This is a genomic window from Rhodococcus sp. BH5, assembly GCF_027583855.1.
Lineage (GTDB): Bacteria > Actinomycetota > Actinomycetes > Mycobacteriales > Mycobacteriaceae > Rhodococcus_F > Rhodococcus_F qingshengii.
In genome coordinates this window covers 41,390-61,523 of sequence record NZ_JAJHVW010000002.1, presented here as the reverse complement: position 1 = coordinate 61,523, position 20,134 = coordinate 41,390, and the positions used below count along the sequence as shown (strand labels likewise).

Annotated in this window: 18 protein-coding genes; 11 read left to right on the top strand and 7 right to left on the bottom strand. The window is 63.2% G+C overall.

All coding sequences use genetic code 11. The annotated features are described in order from the left end of the window. Positions 1 to 245: 245 nt before the first annotated feature. From RhoBH5_RS06555 to RhoBH5_RS06545, 3 genes are all read right to left on the bottom strand, one after another. Positions 246 to 392, bottom strand: coding sequence for a hypothetical protein (locus RhoBH5_RS06555; protein WP_166502511.1), 147 nt, complete (start codon positions 390 to 392; stop codon positions 246 to 248). A 332-nt stretch (positions 393 to 724) separates the two neighbouring features. After that, positions 725 to 919 (bottom strand): hypothetical protein, encoded by a 195-nt coding sequence (locus RhoBH5_RS06550; protein WP_007728824.1) that lies wholly within the window; start codon positions 917 to 919, stop codon positions 725 to 727. Between the two features lie 289 nt (positions 920 to 1,208). Next, positions 1,209 to 1,886, bottom strand: coding sequence for a TerD family protein (locus tag RhoBH5_RS06545; RefSeq protein ID WP_193595093.1), 678 nt, complete (start codon positions 1,884 to 1,886; stop codon positions 1,209 to 1,211). A gap of 296 nt (positions 1,887 to 2,182) precedes the next feature. Between RhoBH5_RS06545 and RhoBH5_RS06540 the strand changes: the two genes are divergently transcribed. The 8 genes from RhoBH5_RS06540 to RhoBH5_RS06505 all read left to right on the top strand — a co-directional run bounded on the left by RhoBH5_RS06540 (position 2,183) and on the right by RhoBH5_RS06505 (position 12,563). Next, on the top strand, positions 2,183 to 4,486 hold the full coding sequence (locus RhoBH5_RS06540; protein WP_225320105.1) for a putative bifunctional diguanylate cyclase/phosphodiesterase: 2,304 nt from the start codon (positions 2,183 to 2,185) through the stop codon (positions 4,484 to 4,486). Continuing rightward, a complete protein-coding gene (locus RhoBH5_RS06535) occupies positions 4,479 to 6,869 on the top strand; it encodes a putative bifunctional diguanylate cyclase/phosphodiesterase (RefSeq protein ID WP_193595094.1) in 2,391 nt (796 codons plus the stop codon). Before RhoBH5_RS06540 ends, RhoBH5_RS06535 begins: the two co-directional genes overlap by 8 nt. A gap of 46 nt (positions 6,870 to 6,915) precedes the next feature. Then, the gene (locus tag RhoBH5_RS06530; RefSeq protein ID WP_270008078.1) at positions 6,916 to 7,767 is read left to right on the top strand and encodes an SDR family NAD(P)-dependent oxidoreductase; all 852 of its coding nucleotides are present in this window, start codon (positions 6,916 to 6,918) and stop codon (positions 7,765 to 7,767) included. A gap of 3 nt (positions 7,768 to 7,770) precedes the next feature. Next, positions 7,771 to 8,676, top strand: coding sequence for a TIGR03619 family F420-dependent LLM class oxidoreductase (locus RhoBH5_RS06525; protein WP_003943284.1), 906 nt, complete (start codon positions 7,771 to 7,773; stop codon positions 8,674 to 8,676). A gap of 68 nt (positions 8,677 to 8,744) precedes the next feature. Then, complete coding sequence (locus RhoBH5_RS06520; RefSeq protein WP_003943290.1) at positions 8,745 to 9,431, top strand: nitroreductase; 687 nt, start codon at positions 8,745 to 8,747, stop codon at positions 9,429 to 9,431. Positions 9,432 to 9,504: 73 nt separating this feature from the next. Continuing rightward, positions 9,505 to 10,641, top strand: coding sequence for a class I SAM-dependent methyltransferase (locus tag RhoBH5_RS06515; RefSeq protein WP_193595095.1), 1,137 nt, complete (start codon positions 9,505 to 9,507; stop codon positions 10,639 to 10,641). Between the two features lie 194 nt (positions 10,642 to 10,835). Beyond that, positions 10,836 to 11,687, top strand: coding sequence for a Bax inhibitor-1/YccA family protein (locus RhoBH5_RS06510; RefSeq protein ID WP_007728810.1), 852 nt, complete (start codon positions 10,836 to 10,838; stop codon positions 11,685 to 11,687). A gap of 120 nt (positions 11,688 to 11,807) precedes the next feature. Further along, entirely contained in the window at positions 11,808 to 12,563 is a 756-nt protein-coding gene (locus tag RhoBH5_RS06505; RefSeq protein WP_007728809.1) for an enoyl-CoA hydratase/isomerase family protein, read from the top strand. Positions 12,564 to 12,629: 66 nt separating this feature from the next. Here the strand turns inward: RhoBH5_RS06505 and RhoBH5_RS06500 are convergent, their stop codons facing one another. Beyond that, entirely contained in the window at positions 12,630 to 13,847 is a 1,218-nt protein-coding gene (locus RhoBH5_RS06500; RefSeq protein WP_019744600.1) for an acetyl-CoA C-acetyltransferase, read from the bottom strand. A gap of 122 nt (positions 13,848 to 13,969) precedes the next feature. After that, the gene (locus tag RhoBH5_RS06495) at positions 13,970 to 14,941 is read right to left on the bottom strand and encodes an SGNH/GDSL hydrolase family protein (RefSeq protein ID WP_042448870.1); all 972 of its coding nucleotides are present in this window, start codon (positions 14,939 to 14,941) and stop codon (positions 13,970 to 13,972) included. 71 nt (positions 14,942 to 15,012) lie between these two features. On the opposite strand from RhoBH5_RS06495, the gene RhoBH5_RS06490 reads away from it, so the two are divergent. The 3 genes from RhoBH5_RS06490 to ilvA all read left to right on the top strand — a co-directional run bounded on the left by RhoBH5_RS06490 (position 15,013) and on the right by ilvA (position 18,914). Continuing rightward, positions 15,013 to 16,398, top strand: a complete 1,386-nt coding sequence (locus RhoBH5_RS06490) for a cystathionine beta-synthase (RefSeq protein WP_003943292.1) — start codon at positions 15,013 to 15,015, stop codon at positions 16,396 to 16,398. 44 nt (positions 16,399 to 16,442) lie between these two features. Continuing rightward, positions 16,443 to 17,615, top strand: coding sequence for a cystathionine gamma-synthase (locus RhoBH5_RS06485; protein ID WP_003943272.1), 1,173 nt, complete (start codon positions 16,443 to 16,445; stop codon positions 17,613 to 17,615). A 135-nt stretch (positions 17,616 to 17,750) separates the two neighbouring features. Then, the gene (gene ilvA / locus RhoBH5_RS06480; protein ID WP_228402296.1) at positions 17,751 to 18,914 is read left to right on the top strand and encodes a threonine ammonia-lyase; all 1,164 of its coding nucleotides are present in this window, start codon (positions 17,751 to 17,753) and stop codon (positions 18,912 to 18,914) included. Between the two features lie 6 nt (positions 18,915 to 18,920). On the opposite strand, the gene RhoBH5_RS06475 is transcribed toward ilvA, so the two are convergent. Beyond that, entirely contained in the window at positions 18,921 to 19,715 is a 795-nt protein-coding gene (locus RhoBH5_RS06475) for an FAD:protein FMN transferase (RefSeq protein WP_003943281.1), read from the bottom strand. Further along, on the bottom strand, positions 19,712 to 19,957 hold the full coding sequence (locus RhoBH5_RS06470) for a hypothetical protein (RefSeq protein ID WP_153211881.1): 246 nt from the start codon (positions 19,955 to 19,957) through the stop codon (positions 19,712 to 19,714). The genes RhoBH5_RS06475 and RhoBH5_RS06470 overlap by 4 nt, the downstream gene beginning before the upstream one ends. Positions 19,958 to 20,134 lie beyond the last annotated feature (177 nt).

Sequence of the window (20,134 nt, the reverse complement as noted above, 5' to 3'; positions counted from 1 at the left end):
CAACGGACACCGGCTCACGGCGAACACATGCCTTGTCGGTTGGGAGGTCTGCGGGTGTGCCTCGACGGAGAATGGCGGACACAGGACCCATTACTGCAGGCGATGTGGTGAAACTGTCCGGACGCCGGAGTGCGTCGGCGTGGATCCGCAGAAAAGTCGGTGGAGTTGAAGTGCTGTTACGTTGTGTTTCAAAGAGATTCGCGAGAGCCTCACCCGGCGGATCGGTGCCGGGTGAGGCTTGTGGATCAGGTAGGCGGGGCGACGGGTGCGTCGCTGCTTCCTCCCGAGCTCCCGCTCGACGAGCCGGTGCCGAACAGTAGACCGAAGAAGCCGGAGATTGCGCCGAAGAAATCGAACATGGGCGAGCCTTTCGCGAGGACGAATGCGGTCACGACAAGTGGCCGACTTGTGGTGGTGTTCAGAGAAGTTCCGTCGACATTGACGGCAAAGGCGTCGGACGAAGGCCGACTGCCGGATGAAATGTACGATTCGTCCCGGTTTGATACAAGTCTTTCCCGAGTAACAGTTACTTGAGACTTAAATTATCGGGGGTGCCTGCCTGATCTGGGGTGCCTGCCTGATCTGGGGTGCCCTGCCTGCTTGGGTGGGGCAACCAGGCAGGGCAGTGGTTGGCCGTCCCTCTCAATACCGACCTACGGCGAACCATCGGCGTTGAAACTACCCACAGTTCGTGACGTGCGCCACTTACGTACCGGTACCTTCGTTAGCCGAGGTCGGACGTTGCGGCGAAGGCGGTCGTCGACGTCCCCGCGGGGACGTGGTTCATCGAGAAATCGCGGTCCCGATCAGGGTTGACGACGCTTGCCAACAGGAGCATGGCGGCGACAAAGAGAACTCCTGCGGCGAGGTAGGCGATTCTCACGGGCAGGCGCGGGCGTCGATCTGAATTCGTGGACATTCACGTTCTCCATCGGTGCATGTTGGACGAACGCCTAGTTTAACGATCAACTAATGAAAGGGTGCGAACAGTGACGCAAGATACGAAAAGGCCCTCGATCTCGGGGGAAATCGAGGGCCTTTCCGGTCGAACGTCGGCGCCGCCAAGCACATAGCGTCACCGACCCACTATCGGTGTCGAGCGTGACCCCTCATGTCCGACCCCACTTCTCGACACTATCCAGTAACTTGCGACATTGTGGATGATTCGGACATTGTCATTCGGATGGGGGAGATCCCGTCCGCAGCCCCTACTTTCGTCCGGCAGCCCATTTCATTCCCCAGTTGTAGGCCCGATCGAGATCTGACTGACTGCCGTTGATGTACTGAACTTCGCGCGTCACCGTCACGCCTTGACCTGAACTCTGGATGAGAGCGATCGCGCACAGTCGCTCCTGGTTGCTGGTGGAGTCGAGTCGCACTTCCACCTCCGGTCCGTTGGTGGGATACAAGGTGACGACGCCGTCCACCGCCGCCCAGTTGGGAGCGCCGTCGTAGATCATCGCGAAGATCAGGATTCGCCGGAAGGCGCTTGGGTCACCAAGATTGACGTGCATGTTCTCGCCGCCGGTGTTCGCACCACTGCGGTCGTCGCCGTCGAGGGAGATGTAGGGCGGAGAAGTCAGTGAACCGAAACTGTTACCCAAGGCCTGAACTACTCCCTTGGACCCGTCGGCAAGTTCGTAGAGGCATCCGAGGTCCAGGTCGACCGCACCAGAGCCTGCGCCGGCGAGCTTGGCGAGAAAACCGGTCTTCTTCGGTGGTGCCCCCTGTGACCAGTTGAGGTTCACGCGCATATTGCCTTGTCGTTCACCCGCCTTCGCGAGGTTGACCGTCGGCGCCGATTTTGTGAGCGTGATCTTGCTCAAGCTGACCGGCGCTTGCGACGGAGTGGACTCGCCGGAACGTCGGGTGTAGTCGATTGCCATCGTGATAGTCCTTGTCTGAACTCGAATGAGTCCGATCGTGTTACCCGTCGAGGAATCTCCACCGACGTGATCGGCGATCTCCGGCCATTGTCCCTCATGTCTGATTTCAACCCATGGGCATCAAACTTGCGGCGCCAACTTGCGGCAGACCAGCAGTTTGCTGATTACTGTGTCTGTGGGCAGACGCGAATCCGAAATAGGGTGGACGCACTGGTTGACACGGCAACGTCCAATTACGGAAGAATTGCTGAGTCGGACGTCCGATTCAATTGAGTCGTGGGAGCGGGAGGTAAGTGATGCCAGTCCTGTCGCTTCTGCAACCCCGCCAGAGAGAAAGACTGACGCCCGCCCAACGTGATGACGTAACTCGTGAGCAGATAGCCGTTACCTTCGGCGTGCTGCCATGGGCCGCTGCCGTCCACCTCGTCGTCACACTCGGGCTGACGTTGTATGTGATTCCCCCGGACGGCGGACCGCTGCCGCGTGTGTGGCCCTTGCTGTCCGGCGTGATCGGGTTGGTGGGGATGTGCGTGGGTCTCGCCATTCATTTCAACCTGATCACACCCACGTACCGGATGTCCTACGCGTTTCTCATCGTCGAATTTGCTGTAGTCGGGATCCTGTATTCCTCGCTCGCCCTGGTCCTGTACCCGATCCTGGACGATTCCGGCGATCTGATCCTGATAGCGGTCACCACATCGATCACCGGTGCCGGAGCCGTGGCCACCGCGATGTTGCGAGTGGTGGGGGTCACCTGGGTCCTGTCCAATCTGATAATCCTCGGGGTGGCATTCTGGCTTCAGCCGGGACCCGAGTTCGAACGAATTCTCATTGGAATGATCGCCTATGGCGCGGCTCTGATCGGCGGCACGATAGTGGTCTCGGGCAACCTGGAATCTCGCTATCGAGCTGAATTGAGCGCCGCGTCGGAACGATCGGTCGTGCAGATGCTTCTCGAAGACTTCGAAGGCAACGCCGGGGACTTCGTGTGGGAGACGGACCAGAAAGGCAAGTTCAACCGAATCCCGACGCGGCTCGCGGTCGAAGCGGGGCTGGACTCCACCGAGTTGCAGGGAACGGCGTGGCAGGACCTGTTCATGGAGTTGGGCACCCTACGGATCCCCGGCGGGATCGATGCGCTCATGGAGTTGCAGCAGGCCCGCCACACGAAGACCGCATTCGTCGACGTGCTCGTTCCGGTCCGAGTTCACGGTGAAATTCGGTGGTGGCAGATCTCCGGACGCCCGCGCCCCGGCCGTACACCCGACGAGTTCGTCTGGCGAGGAGTCGGTTCCGACGTCACGGAAGTAAAACTGCAGAGTGACGAGATCGTGCGGATGGGTCGTGTGGACGCACTCACCGGTATGCCGAACCGGCACAGCTTCTGGACCGAGCTCGAGCGACTGCTGCGCGAGCCGTACACAAGCGAAAGTGGTCTCGCGTTGGCCATGCTCGACCTCGACAACTTCAAGTCGGTCAACGACACACTGGGACACACCGTTGGCGACGCGGTTCTGCGAGAGGTCGCGGATCGCCTGTCCGAAGCCGGCGGAGTGTCACAGTTGTTTGCACGTCTGGGGGGAGACGAGTTCGCGGTTCTTTTCACCGATGTGGGTGACAGCTCACAAGTTCGTACTCTGCTCGGCCGCTACATCGAAACTCTGCACGAGCCGATCACAGTGGCCGGTACGCGGTTGGAGATCGGATGCAGCATCGGGTACTACCTCCCCGACGAGCTGCCGTCCTCCGCCGACGAGATGATGGGCGCTGCGGACCTGGCGTTGTTCGCGGCAAAGGAATCCGGGCGCGGGGCCGTACGTGAATATCGAGACTCGATGAAGTCCGTGGCCGATCGGCGGGCCCGCCTGCTCGAAGATCTGGGAAACACTGTCGCGGAGAAGGACCTCGAACTCGAGCTGTTGCCCAGGATCGACGTGGTTTCCCGCGAGATCGTGGCCGTGGAAGTCCGCGTGATCTGGCACAACGCCCGCCTCGGTGCCGTTACGTCCGCCGAATTCATGAGCGTCGCAGACGACACCGGTTTGGCGTACTCACTGGGGACTACCGTCTTCGAGTTGGCCTGCGAGGCGGCGTCCCGCCTTCCTGATCACCTGCGGGTAGCCGTCGCGGTATCGACGCGTCAGCTCGAATCGGATTCCTTTGTCGTCGCGATAGGGGACTCGCTTCGACGATCAGGTGTCAGTGCACATCAGCTCGAGCTCCAACTCAACGAATCATCGGCGATCACCGACGAGTCCAAGTTTGCGTTGCACGCCATCGCGGACATGGGAATCGCGCTGACCGTGGACGAGTTCGGCGCCGGATTCTCCTCGCTCGCATCACTGTCCGGCCTTCCGTTCACCCGAGTCCGGATAGAACGCTCCATTTCGGGTGCAGTGCCTGGTGGACGGTCGATCCTCGAAGCTGTCGTGGATCTGGTCGACGCGTTGGGAATGGAGGTCGTCGTCTCGGGAGTCGACGGTGAGGAAGACTTGAAGTCCGTGGCCGCTGCGAGGGTGAGGACTGTTCAGGGATACATCGCCGGCGGAGCCATGTCGGTCGACGCGGTCGCAGCGGCGGTAGCAGGCCGACGTGGATGACCCGGCAGTACTCCGTAGGCGTCGCGTCGGGACGTCGGTGCGCAAACTCGGTCGCAGCGGCACGGAACAACACCTCTCGGATTACGATCGCCGTCGCCTACTCGATCGACGACTGCGGTTCACCGCGCGCGTACTGCCGTGGTCGTTTCTGACCGCGGCGGTTGCCTTGTCAGCGATCGTGGTGCTTCTGCCGGTGGATGCCGGATGGTTCACCTTCGCCTGGTCGAGCGTCATGCTGTTGTCGAGCGCTGGATTCAGTGTGTATTGGCTCCGGCGCTCGCGTCTCGGCGTCTCCGAGTCCCAGACCACCGAACTGGTGGTACTCACAGTCGAAATCATTGTCTGGGGAGTGCTCCTGGCGTGCTTGGCTCTCGTTCTCTTCCCGATGCTCGATCCTCGTGACGAGTTGGTACTGAGCTCGACCTTGATCGGTGGGATCGCGGTCGGCGTGTTTCCCACCATGATGTTTCGCGGAATCACTGTGGTCTGGATCAGCCTGGTGGGAGTCGGGTTGGCCGGGGCGTTCTGGACGGAACCGGGCACATCGCGTTTCGTGCTGATCGGGGTGCTGGTCGTCTTTGTAGGTTCGCTCTACAGCGGAACTTTGCTGTTGGCCAAACTTTTCGAGAGACGGCTACGCGCCGAACTCATAGCCGAGGACGAACGAGATCTCGTCGAGTTGTTGCTCAACGATCTCGAAGACGGAGCACAGGATTGGCTCTGGGAGACCGATTCGCGCGGTATCGCCAGTACCGTGTCGTATCGATTCGCCGAGCAGGTCGGTTTGCCGGCAGCACAGATTCGGGGCCGCACAATGCACGAGATCCTGATCGGGATCGGCGCGTCCCGAACAGATGTGGGCAGGAAGTCCCTTGATCTCCTCGCCGCGAATTTTCAAGCCGGGACGGCGTTTCGGGACCTCACCATGCAGGTCGTCGTTCGGGGCGATACTCGCTGGTGGTCGATGTCAGGTCACCCGGGCAGTGGCGATGGGGCGACCTACGGGTGGCGCGGTGTCGGATCCGATATCACGCACTCGTATCACCAGCGCCAGAACATCTTGCGATTGGCAGAGATCGATTCGTTGACCGGGCTCAGAAATCGGTACAGCTTCAACGCTCAACTGTCTTCGCGGATTCGGGACGGACACAGGGTGTGGCTGGCAATTCTGGATCTGGACAACTTCAAGTCGATCAACGACCGGTTGGGACACCACATCGGAGACGACGTGCTTCGCGATGTTGCCGGCAGACTGCACAGCGTTCTGCGATCGAACGAGATCTGTGGCCGACTGGGGGGTGACGAGTTCGCCATCGCCTTCGACGACGTAGCCTTCGACGACATCGGGAGTGCAGATGAGGTGGAGAAGAGATTCCAAACGATTCTCGACTCATTCGAACGACCATTTTCACTGGTCGGCAACCAGATTCGCATTCGTGCCAGTCTGGGGTACGGCTCGATGCCCGACGACGCCGACAGCCTCGAAGACCTGGTGATTGTCGCGGACCTCGCGCTTTACCACGCAAAGGAGAGCGGTCGGAACCAGATTCGCGCCTTCGATGCGACTTTGCGGGATCGTGCGACGGGTAGGGCCAGGGCATTGTTGGATCTTCGTCGTGCGTTGATCGACGAAGAGTTCGAGTTGGTTTATCAGCCACAGGTCTCGGCCGCGACGGGAGTTGTTGTCGGGTTCGAGGCTCTGCTGCGGTGGAACCATCCGACTTCAGGTCTCGTCTCGCCGGGAGACTTCATTTCGGTCGCCGAGGAAACCGGCTTGATCGTGCCGATCGGTGCAGGTGTTCTGAGGGCTGCCTGCACGGCGGCGACAACGTGGCCGGAGGACATTCGGGTTGCCGTCAACGTTTCTCAGGTGCAACTGCGTTCGAGTCGATACGTCGACTCGGTACGCCGGACACTGATCGAGGTGAACCTCCACCCCAGCCGACTCGAGATCGAGGTGACCGAATCGTTGGTCATCGACGACGCCGACCGAGATGTGTTGGTACAGCTCTCGGCGCTCGGCATCGCCATTGCGATGGACGACTTCGGCACAGGGTTCTCCTCGGTTGCCAGCTTGGCCCGGCTGCCGCTCGATCGGTTGAAGATCGATCGGGCGTTCGTCGCACCGCTGGACGCGGATCCCTCGAATTCGAGGTTCGCTGTCTTGCGAGCCGTCATCGCGATTGCCAAGTCTCTGGGGCTGGACACCGTCGCCGAGGGCGTGGAGACGGAGAGGCAGCGCGCGATAGTGACCGAGTGCGGATGTGACGTGATCCAGGGGTACCTCGAGGGAATGCCGATACGGGCAGCCGAGATTCCGCACTATTTGAATGGGCGACTCGGCGGTTCGAGCAGGTGGGGTGTCGCGGCTACCACTGAGTGAGAACTTTGCGCCCGTTTTGCCGATCGATGTGTGACGGTACGCCGAAGTGCTTCACATCGAACTGCAGAAGGGTGTCTTCGTGGTGGTCGGATCGGCGTACTCCCCAGGGCCGATGTTGGTGGGTAAGGAGGCAGTGGTCACAGGCGGTTCCCAGGGAATCGGCGCAGCGATTGTTCGAGCATTTGCATCGCATGGCGCGTCAGTTCTGGTTGTCGACGTGGCTCCTCTTGGCGACGTCGAATTCGACTCGGCTGCAGGTGGTTCGATCAACTATCTCGAGTACGACGTGCGGACGCGGGAAGTCCCCGTAGCGTTGACCGAGTTCGCGCCGGACGTCCTGGTGAACAACGTGGGTCATTTCCTGAACCCGCCGACAGAGTTCACCGGTACGGATCCAGGTTTCTGGTCCGAGGCCGGCAGCATCAATTTCGATCACGTCGTGCGTCTGACCCATGCCCTGCTTCCCGGCATGATCGACCGCGGTTTGGGTGGATCGATCGTGAACCTGACGACGGTGGAGGCGCATCGAGCGATCCCGGGCCACACGATGTACTCGGCATACAAGGCCGCGCTGACACAGTTCACCAGAAGCCTTGGTGTGGAGATCGGTCGAACCGGAGTGCGCGTCAACGCCATTGCCCCGGATCTGATCGAGTCGGTACAGGTGCCGTATCGCACGATCGTTCCTGCCGACGACTGGGACAAGTGGCCGGGGTGGGCACCGTTGGGCGGACCGGGCCAGCCGGTCGACATTGCCGGCCCCGCACTGTTCCTGGCTTCCGACCTGGCGAGATACATCACCGGAACCGTGATCCACGTCGACGGCGGCTCGCACGCTGCCGGAGGCTGGTTCCCCACAGAAGAGGGTGGCTGGACCAACCGGCCCCGAAAGGCTTGACACATGACAACTTTCAGTCTGAACGTTCCCAACTTCGGCACCACTCTCGCGGAGGACTCCTACGCGAAACTCGTGCAGGTCTGTCAGAACGCGGAAGCTGCCGGCTTCGACCGGGTCCTCGTCACCGATCACGTGGTGATGGGCTCGGACAACTCGGCGTACACGTGGTCGGCGTTCCCCACCGAGCCCGACGCCAACTGGCTCGAGCCGCTGACCGTCTTGGCTTTTGTTGCCGGACAGACGAAGACAATTCGCTTGGGGACCGGAATCGTCATCGCGGCGCTGCGCGGGGGAGCGGTACTGGCCAAGACGGCCGCGACACTCGATCTGCTCTCCGGGGGCCGACTCGACCTGGGCGTCGGAACCGGTTGGCAGGAACGTGAATACGAGGCGGCAGGTATGGACTTCGGTAAAAGGGGACCACTGCTCGACGACGCTCTCGCAGTGTGCCGGGCCCTGTGGAGTTCGGCGCCGGCGAGCATCGACACCCCTCGTCTGAAGTTCGACGACGTGTACTGCGCGCCCCGTCCGGCCGCTGGAATCCCGATCTGGGTGTCCGGTTCGCTCTCCAAGGCCGTTGTACGACGCGTCGCAACCTGGGGTGACGGGTGGATTCCGATCATGGGTGCCGCGGACGACGACCTACGTGAAGGGATCGACGTCATCGGCAAAGCGATGGCGGATCTCGGACGCGATCCAGCGGAATTGCAGGTCCGTGGGCGACTGACCGTCGTACGCGGGTCCGACGGTTCGATCGACCTCCCGGCGACGATGATCGGCGCCGAGCAGCTGCTCGAATCCGGTGCCACCGATGTGCTGGTTGCGCTGGCAGCAGTAGATCCGGATCCGGATGCGGCGATGGCAGAGTTCGGCGAGCTGGTGGCGGCCTTCGCAAAGGTGACCCGCTGACGATTGCGTCGAGGCGGTAGTTCTATCGTGCGAAGTGTTGTAGTGCAGCCTGATCGAGGAGAGAACACATGACCGAGAGCATCGTCGTGGATACGAGCCTGGAAGCGTTGCTCGACGCCCGGATCAGCTGCCGCGCCTACGAGGACCGTCAGGTGCCACGTGAGGTGATCGAGGAGATCCTTCGCCTGGCGCAGAAGACGCCGTCGTGGTGCAACACGCAACCGTGGCAGGTCGCGATCACCGAAGGGGAGGGCACCGAGCGATTCCGCGCCGGCCTCGGTGAATACGTGATGGCCAACGCCCAGGAGTCGGACTTCGAGTTCCCGCGCGCGTACCAGGGCATCTACAAGTCGCGTCGGTTCGACTGCGCGATGGCGCTGTATTCGAGCGTCGGAATCGAGCACGGTGACCGCGCCGGATCCGCGGCACAGACGATGAAGAATTTCGAGCTCTTCGGCGCTCCCCACGTCGCGATCATCACCACCGACGAGGCATTGGGCACCTACGGCGCAGTCGACTGCGGGTTGTACGTGAACAGCTTCCTGCTCGCGGCCCAGAGTCTGGGGGTCGCCACCATTCCGCAGGCGGCGCTCGCGGGCAGCTCCAAGTTCATTCACGAGCATTTCGGTATCGACGACACTCGCAAGGTTGTCTGCGCGATCTCGTTCGGATACCCCGACGCCGACCACCCGGTGAACGGATTCCGCACCGAACGCGAAACCGTCGACAACGTCGTGCAGTGGATGTCGAACTGACAGGGATGTCGAACTGATCACCTGCTGGTCGGGGGATTGAGTGTTGCGTAGTTCCACCTGAAAGACTGGTGGCATGTCCGACACACCCGAACTGTTCGATCGTCTGCGCCGATTCCCCGATGTCGAGGCACCCAATCTCTTTGCCGTCGATGCGGCTGATCGTCTGATCCTCGACGAGGCCGCCGACGCTCTTGCCGCGGCACCGGCGGGCACCGTCGTCGTGATCGGCGATCACTACGGTGCGCTGACTGCCGGTGTTGCGCTCGTGCACGGAATCGCCGCCGTGCGCGTTCACCAGGATCCGCTCACCGGAGAGCTGGCCCTCGCGAACAATGCGCGCGAACTCGGATTCAGTGACGCCTTCACCTCGCACGGACTGGACGAGGAGTTGCTCAGCGGCGCCCGCGTCGTGCTTATGCAATTGCCGCGTAGCCTCGCCGAACTTGCCGAGATCGCCCAGCTGATCGCGCTTCACGCCGACCCGGCGGTTCGTGTCTTCGCCGGTGGGCGTGACAAGCACATCACCCCGGCGATGAACAAGGTTCTCGGCGAATCGTTTTCCGACGTCAGCGCCTCGCGTGGGCGTCAGAAGTCCCGCGTACTCAAGGCTTCGGAACCGAAGCCCGATGTTGCTATCACGTTCCCGGTGACCGAACGCCTCGACGAATTCGACCTCGACGTCGTTGCTCACGGCGCAGTGTTTGCCGGTGCGAGCCTGGACATCGGCACCCGGTTGCTCCTGGAGAACCTCGGAAAGATTGCGGTCGATCCGCTGAGCGACGTGATCGATCTGGGTTGTGGCAGCGGCATTCTCGCGGCGGCGATCGCGCGGAAGTTCCCGGACGTGCACGTGATCGCAACGGATCAGTCCTCGGCAGCCGTCGCTTCGGCTCGGGCGACCGCGTCCGCAAATGGCGTCGGCGATCGAGTGAGCGGCCTGCGCGACGACGCCGTGAGTTCGTTGCCCAGTGCGAGCGCGGATCTGGTTCTGTTGAACCCGCCGTTCCACGTCGGCGCGGCGGTCCACACCGGCGGAGCACTCAAGATGTTCGAAGCTGCCGGCCGTGTCCTGCGTCCCGGTGGCGAGTTGTGGACTGTTCACAACGCGCATCTGGGGTATCGCGAACCGTTGAAAGCCGCGGTGGGTCCGAGCGAGGCGATGGCGAAGAACGCGAAGTTCATCGTGATGAAGTCGGTCAAACCGTCCTAGTATCGAAAAGGGACGAGTGTCGAAGAGTGTTGATCTTCCGGAAATGCGCCGGGAACTACAACCGAAGCTTCGACGTTGTAAATTACGAGTGCTTTACTTTTAGTCAGGTACACGGACCGTGTCGGAAACTCGGATCCGTCCGGCGAACCCGCGACGCACCCGTCGTAGGCCACCACGATGAAGGGATGATCACGGTGCGCACCACCAGCAACCCGGTGTTCCGCAATCTGCCCAAGCAAGAGGGCAACGGATACGCCTCGTTCGGATCTGCGACGGCGGGCGCCTCGCAGGCAACCCAGCAGTTCGGTCAGCCGCAGTACGCTCCGGCCGAGCCGTACCAGACCGGTCCCACCTCGCGGGCCATGACGATCGACGACGTCGTCACCAAGACGGGCATCACGCTCGGTGTGCTGACGATCTCGGCACTGGTGTCGTACTTCCTGGTCAACAACAACGCCGACCTCGCAGCCCCGCTGGTCATCGGCGGCGGTCTCGTCGGCCTCGTTCTGGTTCTGGTCGCTACGTTCGGCCGCAAGATGGACAACCCGGCAATCGTGTTGGCGTACGCCGTCGCCGAGGGTCTGTTCCTCGGTGCGCTGTCGTTCATGTTCACTGATATTCAATTCGGTGGCGTCGGCGGATCCGCACTGATCGCGCAAGCAGTCCTCGGAACGTTCGGCGTGTTCTTCGGCATGCTGGTCGTCTACAAGACCGGTGCGATCCGGGTGACACCGCGTCTGACGCGAATGATCATCGGCGCATTGATCGGCGTTGTCGTTCTGGCCCTCGGTAACCTCGTCGCGAGCTTCTTCGTCGACGGCGGGCTGGGATTGCGTGACGGCGGAACGCTCGCCATCATCTTCAGCCTCGTCTGCATCGGCATCGCAGCCTTCAGCTTCCTGCTCGACTTCGACGCCGCTGATCAGCTGATCCGTGCACAGGCGCCCGAGAAGGCAGCCTGGGGCGTCGCATTCGGCCTCACCGTCACCTTGGTCTGGCTGTACGTCGAGATCCTGCGTCTGCTGAGCTACTTCAACAACGACTAGTTCTCGAGTCGATCCGTAACACGAAGAAGGGCCCCGCGAGGGGCCCTTCTTTTGTCGTCTGTGGACGGTTACGGTGCTTGGATACCTAGCAACTGCTTGGTTTGGAACGAAGGGGAGCGAATGTCGACAAACACCTCTGAACCCATCCTGGTCGCGGATGCCGGAGCAGTGCGAACGCTGACCTTCAATAATCCGAGTCGCCTGAACGCATTTGATGCAGCCGGTTTTCGAGCGTTCACCAAAGCGCTCGACGACGCGGCGTCGGACGAAGCCGTGGCCGTGGTGATCGTCGAGGGCGCAGGCAAGGCATTTTCCAGTGGCGTCGACCTACGCGCACTCGCCGAACCAGGCGCAGACAACGCCGACTTCGGCCACGCATTCGCGCCGCTGATCGTCGCGCTGGTGGAGTTCCCGAAGCCATTGATCGCCGCGGTACACGGCGCTGCCGTCGGCATCGGCCTGACCATGCTGCTTTACTGCGACGTCGTCTACGTTGCCGAGGACGCACGTCTGCGGGCACCGTTCACTTCGCTGGGTACCGCTCCCGAAGCTGCCAGTAGTTGGTTGCTGCCCAAGGTGATCGGAACGCAGCGAGCCGCCGAGCTGATCCTGTCGGCCCGGTGGCTCAGCGGCGTCGAAGCGGCCGACTACGGACTGGCGAACGTGGCCGTACCGGCCGAAGAGGTTCACATCCGTGCTCGGGAGAGCGCCGAGCAGATTGCCGCCAACGTCGGACCGGCAGTTCTTGCCGCCAAACGACTGCTCCGTCACGGATGGGCGGACGAAGCTCGCGCTGCCGTGCAGCGTGAGGACGACGCTGCGCGAGAGTTGATTCGCGAGTTGGGGAGTTTTGCTCGGAAGTTCACGACTACCTGAAACCCGACCACACGAAAGCGGCCGCCCGGCAGAAGCCGGGCGGCCGCTTTCGACGTGCTCAGGGGATCAGCTGAGGCGCTCGATCACCATTGCCATGCCCTGTCCGCCGCCGACACACATGGTCTCGACGCCGAAGGTCTTGTCCTGCTCCTGCAGGTTGTTGATCAGGGTGTTGGTGATACGGGCACCGGTCATACCGAAGGGGTGACCCAGCGCGATCGCGCCACCGGAGATGTTGAGCTTGTCCTCTTCGATGCCCAGTTCGCGAGCGGATCCGAGGACCTGCACTGCGAATGCCTCGTTGATCTCGAACAGGTCGATGTCGGAGATCGACTTGCCGGCGATCTTCAGGGCGTTCTTGACGGCCTGGATCGGGCCGAGGCCCATGATCTCGGGGGACAGGCCCGAGACGCCGGTGGAGACGATGCGAGCGAGCGGGGTCAGGCCGAGTGCCTTTGCCTTGGTGTCGGACATGATCACCAGTGCGGCTGCGCCGTCGTTGAGCGGGCAGGCATTGCCGGCGGTGACGGTGCCATCGGGGCGGAAGACGGGCTTGAGGCCGCTGATGCCCTCGTAGGTGGTGCCGGCGCGGGGGCCGTCGTCCTTGGAGACGACGGTGCCGTCGGCGAGCGTGACGGGCGTGATCTCACGCTCGAAGAAGCCGCGCGCGATGGCTTCCTCGGCGCGGTTCTGGCTGCGAACTGCCCAGCGGTCCTGGTCTTCGCGGGTGATGCCGGTGGCCGAAGCGACGTTCTCGGCGGTCTGGCCCATGCCCAGGTACACGTCGGGGATCAGGCCCTCTTCGCGAGGATCGGTCCAGGCGACTCCACCTTCGGCGAGCTTGGCGCTCCGGGCCTGCGCTGCGTCGAAGAGCGGATTCTTGGTGTTGGGGAGGCCGTCGGCGTTGCCGGTGATGAAGCTGGAGACGGACTCGACGCCGGCGGAGATGAAGACGTCGCCCTCGCCTGCGCGGATGGCGTGCAGCGCCATGCGGGTGGTCTGCAGCGAGGAGGAACAGTAACGGTTGACCGTGACACCGGGGAGGAAGTCGTAGCCGAGCTGGACGGCGACGACTCGGGCGATGTTGAAGCCCGACTGGCCGGCGGGCTGGCCGCAACCGAGCATGAGGTCGTCGATCTCGGTGGGGTCGAGCTCGGGGATCTTTGCCAACGCGGCGGCAACCATCTGAGTTGCGAGGTCATCCGGGCGGATGTCCTTGAGCGAACCCTTCATTGCGCGGCCGATGGGCGACCGTACTGCTGAGACGATTACTGCCTCGGGCATGAAAACTCCTTTTGTGTACTGCTCGTGGGGCGGCTTGAAACGCCGTCGAGCAGGGCAAGTTGAATGCAGCTTCGACTTACAATTTACGTTGCTGCTCCCAGATGGTGGTCACGCAGTCTCACTCAGTTGACGTCGGGGCGCTGACCTGCAGGTTTGGTGCGTCTCGCGAAGGCTTTCCACTGGGTTGCCGCCGCCGTCAGTCGGGCCGCGACGGTGCGGGCTTGCGCCGCCTCTGAAACGTGGGGGAGCTCGGGTAGCGGGCCACCCTGCCATTCACCCAGAGCCGACGCGAGAACCGGGACGATCTGCTTCGCCGCGAGTTCGTATCCGGCCGCGGACGGATGGAAACGGTCGGCCGAGAACATCGTGTCGGGCGAGGCCAGGAATTCCTTGGCCAGCAGGTCGGCCAGTGGAACGGGATGACCCCCGGCGTTTCTGGTCGCGGCCGCCTGGGCGAGTGCGAGGCGATGGCCCCATTCACGCACCACGGAGCGCAGAGGTTGCGGGATCGCCGTGACCACCCCCAGATCCGGGCAGGTGCCGACAACAACGACGGCGCCGCTCTCGCGTAAGCGTCGAACCGCGTCGCCGAGGCGTTTAGCCGACGCGTGAATCGCGTTCTTGGCGGTGACGTCGTTGGCGCCGATCAGGATCACCGCAGCGTCCGGGGGAGGACCGGCGACGAACATGGCGTCGACCTGCCCACTCAACCCGCGGGAGGTGGCGCCCCCGATGGCCTTGGTGCTCAAACGGATTCGCTTCCCGGTTTCACTCGCAAGCAGCTTCGCGACCTGAACACCCGGTACTTCCGAGGCCGTCAGCGCGCCGACGCCGGCCGCAGACGAATCGCCGAAGATCATCAAGTGGAGATCGAAGGGCACGGCCCGCCACCAGAGTTCCGGGTTGTCGGCGCCGGGTGCGTACACCCCGTCCGCCTCGGGTGGCTTGGCGATATTGCGACCGATCACCCCGCGGGCCGCCCCCGCCTGCGACATCAGATAGTTGTAGCCCAACCAGGAGAGCGTGCCTGCACTCGATCCGGCCACCACCGTGGCCACCGACGCTTTCAGTCCGGTTCGACTCACACTTGCCAATCTAGCCGGATTGCACCACCTTCGCCCGACGTCCGCGCGCACCGTTTTCTTTCATCTGGGAACATGGACGAATGCGCATCGCGGAACACGTCGTCGACCTCATCGGCAACACCCCACTCGTCAAGCTCACGTCCGTCACGGGCGAAAACTTCGGCACGGTGGCAGCCAAGGTCGAATACCTCAACCCTGGCGGTAGCTCCAAGGACCGCATCGCCGTCAAGATGATCGACGCAGCCGAGGCTTCGGGTGAACTGAAGCCGGGCGGCACCATCGTCGAGCCGACTTCGGGCAACACCGGAATCGGCTTGGCGCTCGTGGCGCAAAAGCGTGGATACAAGTGCGTTTTCGTCTGCCCAGACAAGGTCAGCGAAGACAAGCGCAACGTCCTGCGCGCCTACGGCGCCGAGGTGGTCGTGTGCCCCACGGCCGTCGCGCCGGACAACCCGAACAGCTACTACAGCGTCTCCGACCGCCTCACCCGTGAGATCCCCGGCGCCTGGAAGCCCAACCAGTACTCCAACCCGGGCGGACCGGAGAGCCACTACGAGACCACCGGCCCCGAGATCTGGGCAGACACCGACGGCAAGATCACGCACTTCGTCGCGGGCGTCGGCACCGGCGGCACCATCACCGGCACCGGCCGCTACCTCAAGGAAGTTTCGGGCGGCAAGGTCAAGGTCATCGGCGCAGACCCCGAGGGCTCCGTCTACTCCGGCGGCACCGGTCGTCCGTATCTGGTCGAAGGCGTCGGCGAAGACTTCTGGCCGTCGGCATACGACCCGTCCATCCCGGACGAGATCATCGCCGTCTCGGATGCCGATTCCTTCGAGATGACGCGTCGCCTCGCCCGCGAGGAGGGACTGCTGGTCGGCGGTTCCTGCGGTATGGCCGTCGTCGCTGCCCTCGAAGTAGCCAAGCGTGAGGGTCCTGACGCCCTGATCGTCGTCCTTCTCCCGGACGGTGGCCGCGGCTACCTGTCCAAGATCTTCAACGATCAGTGGATGGCGTCGTACGGATTCCTGCGCACCCCACTCGACGGCAAGACCAACGTCCCCACCGTCGGCGACGTTCTGCGTGGCAAGTCGGGCGAGCTGCCGGACCTCGTTCACACCCACCCGTCGGAGACCCTGCGCGATGCGATCGAGATCCTGCGCGAGTACGGCGTGTCCCAGATGCCCGTCGTGGGTGCGGAACCGCCGGTCATGGCGGGCGAGGTCGCCGGAAGTGTGTCCGAGCGGGATCTGCTGAGCGCGGTCTTCGAAGGCCGTGCGCACCTTGCGGATTCCGTCGAGAAGCACATGAGCAAGCCGTTCCCGCTCATCGGTTCCGGCGAGCCGGTCTCGGCTGCCACGAAGGCGCTCGGGGACACCGACGCACTCATGGTCGTCGACGACGGCAAGCCGGTCGGTGTCATCACGCGCCACGATCTCCTGGGTTTCCTGAGTTCGGATTCCTGAGTTCGGATTCCTGCGCCGGCACCGGCGCCATTAGGCTGGGGACCATGAGTGAGCAACGCAGCAAGGCCGACAACATCAGCTGGCAGGGTTTCTCCACGAAAGCGGTGCATGCGGGTTACGAACCCGATCCGCTGACCGGTGCGGTCAACGTGCCGATCTACGCGAGTTCCACCTTCGCCCAGGACGGCGTCGGTGGAATGCGCAGTGGCTTCGAGTACGCGCGAACGGGTAACCCCACCCGTCGCCCACTCGAGGCGAACCTCGCCGCGCTCGAATCCGGAACCTACGGCCGAGCGTTCAGTTCGGGAATGGCGGCCACCGACTGCCTGCTCCGTTCGGTACTTCGACCCGGCGATCACCTGGTCATCCCCGACGACGCGTACGGCGGAACCTTCCGTCTCATCGACAAGGTGTTCACGCAGTGGGGGATCGAGTACACCCCGGCTCCGGTGTCCGACGTCGATGCGGTGCGCGCGGCGATGAAGTCCAACACCAAGCTGGTCTGGGTCGAGACGCCCACGAACCCGCTGCTCAATATCGGTGACATCGAGCTCCTTGCCGAGGTCGCCCACGAGGGCAACGCAAAGATCGTGGTGGACAACACCTTCGCCTCGCCGTACCTGCAGCAGCCGCTGCAGCTCGGTGCCGACATCGCGCTGCACTCCACGACCAAGTACATCGGCGGACACTCCGACGTGGTCGGTGGCGCTCTCGTCTGCAACGACGAAGAACTGGACACCGCGTTTGCCTTCCTGCAGAACGGATCCGGCGGCGTTCCCGGCCCCTTCGACGCGTTCCTGACGTTGCGCGGAATCAAGACACTGGCGCTGCGCATGGAGCGTCACAGTGACAACGCGGAGAAGGTCGTCGAATTGCTCGACGGCCACCCCGCGGTTGCCGGCGTCATCTACCCCGGACTGGCTTCGCATCCGTCGCACAAGGTCGCGGCCAAGCAGATGCGACGCTTCGGCGGCATGATCTCCGTCCGTCTCAAGGGCGGCAAGGCGGCAGCTCTCGACCTGTGCTCGCGCACCGAGATCTTCACGCTGGCAGAATCTCTCGGCGGAGTCGAATCCCTCATCGAATTCCCCGGTGCGATGACCCACGCCTCGACGGCCGGTTCCGCTCTCGAGGTTCCCGACGATCTGGTTCGCCTGTCGGTCGGCATCGAAGACGCCTCCGATCTGGTCGGCGACATCGAGCAAGCGCTGTCCTGATCTTCGCTCTACAGTAATTCGACTTCGAATCTGCAGTGCGCCTTCACACCTCACGAGGGTGTGGAGGCGCACTTTCTGGAGGCATGCGTGAATCTCGAACAGATAAAGGCTGCACAGCAACTGCTCGCCCCGGTCATGCGACGCACCCCGGTCGTGGCCTCGCGAGTGTTGTCCGAAACCACCGGCTTCGCCGTGAGTTTGAAATGTGAAAATCTGCAGCGCACCGGCTCTTTCAAACCGCGCGGTGCGTACAACCGCATTGCCAATCTTTCCGCAGAGGAACGGGCAGCGGGCGTGGTGGCGGCCAGTGCCGGTAACCATGCGCAGGGAGTTGCCTGGTCTGCAACAGAATTGGGAATCAAGTCGACCGTCTTCATGCCGACGGGTGCGCCGCTGCCGAAGTTGGTGGCCACCAAGGCATATGGAGCTCAGGTCCACCTGCACGGTTCGACTGTCGACGAAGCGCTCGTGGCCGCTCGCGAATTCGCGGACCGAACCGGAGCAGTTCTGGTCCACCCGTTCGACCACGAGGACGTCGTGGCGGGGCAGGGGACTGTGGGGCTCGAAATCCTCGAGCAACTGCCTGAGGTCGGCACGATCCTCGTTCCCACCGGCGGCGGCGGTTTGATCGCGGGAGTGGCTGCAGCCGTCAAAGCTGTGCGCCCGCAGGTCCGCATCGTCGGAGTGCAGGCCGAGACCGCGGCTGCCTGGCCGGCGTCGTTGGCAGCCGGGAAGCCGACCGCCTTGGCGTCGATGTCCACGATGGCAGACGGTATCGCCGTTGGCTGCCCGGGCGAGGTTCCGTTCGCCGAAGTTGCCGCCCATGTCGACGCCGTGGTGACGGTCAGCGAGGAAGCGCTGTCCAAAGCGCTCCTGCTGTGCCTCGAACGCGCCAAGCTCATCGTCGAACCGGCCGGCGTCGCGGCCGTCGCGGCCTTGATGACCTGCACTCCGGAGGAGCTGGGACTGACAGGGCCGGTGTGCGCCGTGCTTTCCGGCGGCAACATCGATCCGCTACTTCTCACGCACGTCATCTCGCACGGTCTGCGAGCGGCCGGACGGTTCCTCGGCGTTCACATCACCATCGACGATCGGCCGGGCGCACTGGTCTCGTTGCTGGAAGTGGTTCGAGCGAACGGCGCCAGCGTGGTCGATGTCATCCATTCCCGTACCGGTGGCGAACTCGCGCTCGACGAAGTGGAAGTCTTCCTCACCGTCGAGACGCGTGGTCCGGACAACAAGGCGGAACTTCTGACGGCCTTCGACGGCGCCGGTTACGCAGTACGACTGCAGAACTGAGGCGAGTTACTCGTCAGGCCAGCCGCCCAGAACCGTCACGCGGTACTCCTGGTCGACCAGCCTGGCGGGTACGTCGAGTTGATGTAGCCAGTCGATGGCCGAACCGCCCATGCCGACCGCAACCCGACTGAATGCGGCGGCCTGGGCGCAGGAGGATGCAATCACCGACACCGTGCGCCACATCGGCGTCGCCGTCGATTCGCGGTGCAGTGGCTTGACGGTGCTGGCCGTGGCGATCCCGCAGTCGGACGGAAGTGCTACCTGGCAGGTCGGGTCGCCGGGCAGGTCTTGCACCTGAATCTGCCAGCCGTCTTCCGGCGCCGGGCCGGCAACCGCGATGTCCCCGCCGAGGCCGACCAGCACGCCACACCCGAGAAGAGTCGCAGTGGACGCGGCACAGTGGTCCGCTGAACTGGCGCGGGCCGTCGCGGACAGATCGAGAACGACGTCGTCCGGGCTGTACACGCGGTTGTTCTCGACGCGAATCTTCCACCAGGAGTGAGGGTCTGCCGACCCGGCCGTCGGCGTGAGTTTGCCGTCGGTCAGTCGTGCGACAGCCAACGCGTCTTCGAGGAAGTGCGCGAACATCGGGGTCACGGCGACGCCGTCGACGTTGCTCGCGGCGCTGACATAGGTACGAATCTCGGAGTCGGCACGATCTCGATTGGTGGCGGCGTCGGCAGCGGTGAGGTACCCGCGAACCAGGCTGGCCGCGGAGGGAAGGACTTCAGGGTCGGTGACGACGACCCGGGCCTGAACCCCCCACGTGAGCCACTCGGAGGCCGAGCGCGGAGTACTCACGAACCGTTGGAGACGGCGTCCGGGGTTCCGAATCCGGCGACCACGACGGGCCGCTTCGCTACGGGATTCTTGGTGTGAGAAGCCGACGTGTCCGGCGCGAGTGCCGTGGCAGTGGGAGAAGAAACGAGTGAAAGTCCGCCGCTTGCGAGTGCTCCCGCCACAGCCGTGGCTGCGAGGGCGAGGCGAACGGGTCGATACACCGTAGTGCGTCCCCGGGCGGGTCGTGGCCGATCGTCGCTCATGGACTCAGCTTGCACGCCGAACCTGAGAAAAGCCTTGGCGTCTGTAGTCATTTGCGTAACGCCCGCCGAGATAAATGAGACATTGGTTACAGGAGTCGCGAGACTGAGCCGTGTCGAATGCATGTTCGAAACAGTAGATGTTCGCACCGACAAGTTTCGGGTACGACCACGTACATG

Bases quoted from the DNA above. Each gene is read 5' to 3' on its own strand.
- RhoBH5_RS06515 (WP_193595095.1), top strand. From the start codon at position 9,505: ATGTCCGACACACCCGAACTGTTCGATCGTCTGCGCCGATTCCCCGAT.
- RhoBH5_RS06540 (WP_225320105.1), top strand. From the start codon at position 2,183: ATGCCAGTCCTGTCGCTTCTGCAACCCCGCCAGAGAGAAAGACTGACG.
- RhoBH5_RS06490 (WP_003943292.1), top strand. From the start codon at position 15,013: ATGCGCATCGCGGAACACGTCGTCGACCTCATCGGCAACACCCCACTC.
- RhoBH5_RS06550 (WP_007728824.1), bottom strand. From the start codon at position 919: ATGTCCACGAATTCAGATCGACGCCCGCGCCTGCCCGTGAGAATCGCC.
- RhoBH5_RS06520 (WP_003943290.1), top strand. From the start codon at position 8,745: ATGACCGAGAGCATCGTCGTGGATACGAGCCTGGAAGCGTTGCTCGAC.
- RhoBH5_RS06505 (WP_007728809.1), top strand. From the start codon at position 11,808: ATGTCGACAAACACCTCTGAACCCATCCTGGTCGCGGATGCCGGAGCA.
- RhoBH5_RS06525 (WP_003943284.1), top strand. From the start codon at position 7,771: ATGACAACTTTCAGTCTGAACGTTCCCAACTTCGGCACCACTCTCGCG.
- RhoBH5_RS06485 (WP_003943272.1), top strand. From the start codon at position 16,443: ATGAGTGAGCAACGCAGCAAGGCCGACAACATCAGCTGGCAGGGTTTC.
- ilvA (WP_228402296.1), top strand. From the start codon at position 17,751: ATGCGACGCACCCCGGTCGTGGCCTCGCGAGTGTTGTCCGAAACCACC.
- RhoBH5_RS06470 (WP_153211881.1), bottom strand. From the start codon at position 19,957: ATGAGCGACGATCGGCCACGACCCGCCCGGGGACGCACTACGGTGTAT.
- RhoBH5_RS06545 (WP_193595093.1), bottom strand. From the start codon at position 1,886: ATGGCAATCGACTACACCCGACGTTCCGGCGAGTCCACTCCGTCGCAA.
- RhoBH5_RS06500 (WP_019744600.1), bottom strand. From the start codon at position 13,847: ATGCCCGAGGCAGTAATCGTCTCAGCAGTACGGTCGCCCATCGGCCGC.